Source organism: Pelatocladus sp. (assembly GCF_059505505.1).
Window position 1 is genome coordinate 1 of sequence record NZ_JCACKS010000177.1, and the last position, 3,203, is coordinate 3,203.

At 39.4% G+C, this 3,203-nt stretch carries 2 protein-coding genes and 1 pseudogene; 1 reads left to right on the top strand and 2 read right to left on the bottom strand.

Annotated features, from left to right (window positions below; translation table 11 throughout):
• The first annotated feature begins 890 nt into the window (after window positions 1-890).
• Window positions 891-2,102, top strand: a complete 1,212-nt coding sequence (locus AC5JMK_RS13915) for a histidine kinase (RefSeq protein ID WP_495910371.1) — start codon at window positions 891-893, stop codon at window positions 2,100-2,102.
• Between the two features lie 71 nt (window positions 2,103-2,173).
• Here the strand turns inward: AC5JMK_RS13915 and mutT are convergent, their stop codons facing one another.
• Together mutT and AC5JMK_RS13925 are read right to left on the bottom strand one after the other, a co-directional pair.
• On the bottom strand, window positions 2,174-2,599 hold the full coding sequence (gene mutT / locus AC5JMK_RS13920; protein ID WP_096676829.1) for an 8-oxo-dGTP diphosphatase MutT: 426 nt from the start codon (window positions 2,597-2,599) through the stop codon (window positions 2,174-2,176).
• Between the two features lie 354 nt (window positions 2,600-2,953).
• Window positions 2,954-3,157 (bottom strand): annotated as a pseudogene (locus tag AC5JMK_RS13925) (DUF760 domain-containing protein); the annotation flags it as partial.
• Window positions 3,158-3,203: the final 46 nt, after the last annotated feature.

The following is a 3,203-nucleotide window of genomic DNA, read 5'->3' on the forward strand; positions in this document are numbered from 1 at the left end:
CCTCGTAACATCATTTGAGAATCCCTGCGGCTTTAGTCCAGGGAGTACGTCAATAGGCTGAAGGTGGTAAGCTAGATAGACAAGAACCAAGAAACTACCAGTGCTAGCCATTCCAAAAAAGTTGATAGTGTTGTACAGCTAGTAGTAGTTTGTCGATTTTGTTGTCGGCGTTAAAGCGCAACTTAAAAACCATCAGTGACTGTTTTGGTATTTCATCGACAAAGCAGTTGAGCTTGGTAGTTTTTTTCCCAAGAATCTTGAAATTATGTATTGGGAAAATGCGGTTTTGCTCTGTACTTGATTTAGCTGTTTAATTAGCAGTTAAATGCTTTTTTTTGTGGTGCGATCGCCGTTGTCTGAGAGGATGTTTGAAAAGTCTAAATTGTTACTCACCTGGGCGATGAAAAATTGCGGCTACACGAGACAAAACCCGCCTACGTGGGTTAAAACCCTTAATTTTCCATTAGTCCGCCTACGCGGACTTCCTTTCAGGAAGCCGCTACACGTCGCGCTTGTGTAGTAGCGAATTATATTCGCCCAATACTTTTCAAACATCCTCTGAGGCTTAGTTTATATTCTTTGAAGTTGTCTGTTCTGAGCATATTCAAAAAGCTGTTGTATAAAAAAGCTATCTAATCTTGACGAAAGATATTTGATTCAGCGAAGATCGCGACTTAGACTTATTGCACAAGTCTTGTCAAGAAAAAACTAGGTGAAGGTGAAGGCGAAGCAAATGGTTGAAAAAGACAAATTTCATCTCAAAAACCTATAGGGAATTGGACTATGAAAAATCTAAAATAGATATTAAATTGAAAACAAACAAAGATAATTATCATCGACACACGCCAATTGATTTTACTTTCTCTATCAGCGTCGTCGGTCTGTTACCAGTGCTAAAACACGATTACATGCAAGCTTCCCAGGATCAGCCCATTTATTCTGAAGCTCCACTACAGTTGTTACTTTTTGTCGATGGACGACCAAAGTCTCGACAGCAAGTCCAGCGAATTCGTACGTATCTGAAAGAATTACAGGCTGACTACAAGTTTGAACTACAAATTATTGATGTCGGACAACAACCCTATTTGGCTGAACACTTTAAACTAGTAGCGACACCAGCTTTAATCAAAATTCACCCAGAACCTCGACATGTTCTGGCTGGTAGTAATATAATTACACAGCTAAAAAGCTGGTGGCCTCGCTGGCAAGTTGCAGTAGATGCTTATATAAAATTACAGAGTAACCTGCAAGAAAATACAGAGGATAATGGTCGCACCGCTTCAGTTTCTAAATCTTCTATTCATTCAATTGCTGTATCTGCGGAACTTCTGCACCTGTCAGATGAAGTTTTTCGCTTAAAACAAGAAAAAGAGCAACTCGAAGAGCAATTGCAATTTAAAGACAGGGTAATTGCTATGCTAGCCCACGACCTCCGCAATCCTCTAACGGCTACTGGTATAGCTATAGAGACTCTCCAATCCAACTATAATCCAGATAAAGCAGGTTTTGAGCGGTTAACACCAACAATGACAAACAACTTATTCAAACAAGCTCGTAACCAAGCTCGGATTATAGATCGTATGATTACTGACCTTTTGCAAGTAGGTCGTAACAACAACGAAAGAGAATTTCCGGTTAAACCACAAAAAACGAATTTGGGACAACTGTGCTTGGATGTTTTGGAAGAATTAAGCGATCGCTATACAGCCAAATCCCTAAAAGTCGAAAAGGATATTCCCAAAGATTTGCCCCTAGTTTACGCCGATCCAGAACGTATCCGTCAGGTATTGATCAATCTCCTAGATAATGCTATTAAATATACGCCTGAAGGTGGTATAATTACTATTGCAGGACTGCACCGTACTACTCAAAAAGTTCAATTTAGTATTGGTGATACAGGACCTGGTATACCTGAAGAAAATCGCGATCGCATTTTTGAAAACCACTTCCGTCTCGAACGAGATGAAAGTAAAGAAGGCTACGGCATTGGTTTGTGTTTATGCCAACGCATTATCCGCGCCCACTATGGTCAAATATGGGTAGATTCTTCACCTAGTAACGGCGCATGGTTCCACTTTACCTTACCAGTGTATATAAAGTAGTTAGTGATTAGGAATCAGTTAAAAGTTAACAGTGAGTAATAAAATTTGATAACCGATAACTGATAACTGAATTACACTTCTCCATTTTCACACTCCCGCAATGCAGCAATAATTTGGATATTTGCTTCTGGAAAAGCAAAAGATTCTAATTGATCGACACTCACCCAACGCACTTCATCGCATTCTATGGGCTGAGGAACTCCTTGTATGAGGCGGCAATGATGTACTGTGAGAGTAACGCGGATTTGGGTATAGTTATGATCAATGGTGATGAGGTGTTCACCAACTTCAACCACTATTCCTAATTCTTCTTTTATTTCTCGTTGAATACACTCTTCGATAGTCTCATCAAGCTCAATTTTACCCCCCGGAAATTCCCACAATCCACCCATCGCGCCTTCTTGACGGCGACGATCAATGAGAATTTGTCCTTGGTCATTCCAAATTACCGCAACACCTATAATTTTATGAGGTGGAATATAATTAGTTTCGTTCATAGATAGTGGTTGGTAGTGGGTTGTTTGGTACTAACGACAAATACCAAAAATAAAACTCGACAAAAATTTATTTGCCGAGTCTGTATTTTATGACAATTTGTATATTAAGTTTTCGGCGTTGCATAATTGAAGTATTAATTAGGCGATCGCCTCAAGCTTAAATACTGATGTACTATCTGCCCGCTAAAAAGTATGATCCAAACGATACAAGTAAAAGATATTGATTTACGCTATTTAATTGATAATTTTGGCATTCAGTTAGTTTTAGATGAGCTATTCTTTCGCGAATGGGAAGATGATTTACCATAGGGTTTCTCATCTTCCCACGCTACTTTGATAGCTAATTTTGAATTGCTATTCAACTTCATGGTCGTTTACTTCTGTATTTTGAAGCGCTAATTCAAAGTTCATTCTCTGTTCAGCATTACGCAAAAAGTAACTGCTCATCATCGCAGATGCTAGCAGACGACCGAGACTTTCACGACTAGTGGTGATAGTAACACCAAAGTGTTCAGGTGGTAAATTACCTAAAAGTCCGATGATATTCCGTTCTATCAAAGAAGTCCGGGAGCGTGAGAACCCCTATCTTTTAAGGAGGGGATGA

Excerpts from the sequence above, each read along its gene's own strand:
- mutT (WP_096676829.1), bottom strand. The coding sequence starts at position 2,599 with ATGAACGAAACTAATTATATTCCACCTCATAAAATTATAGGTGTTGCG.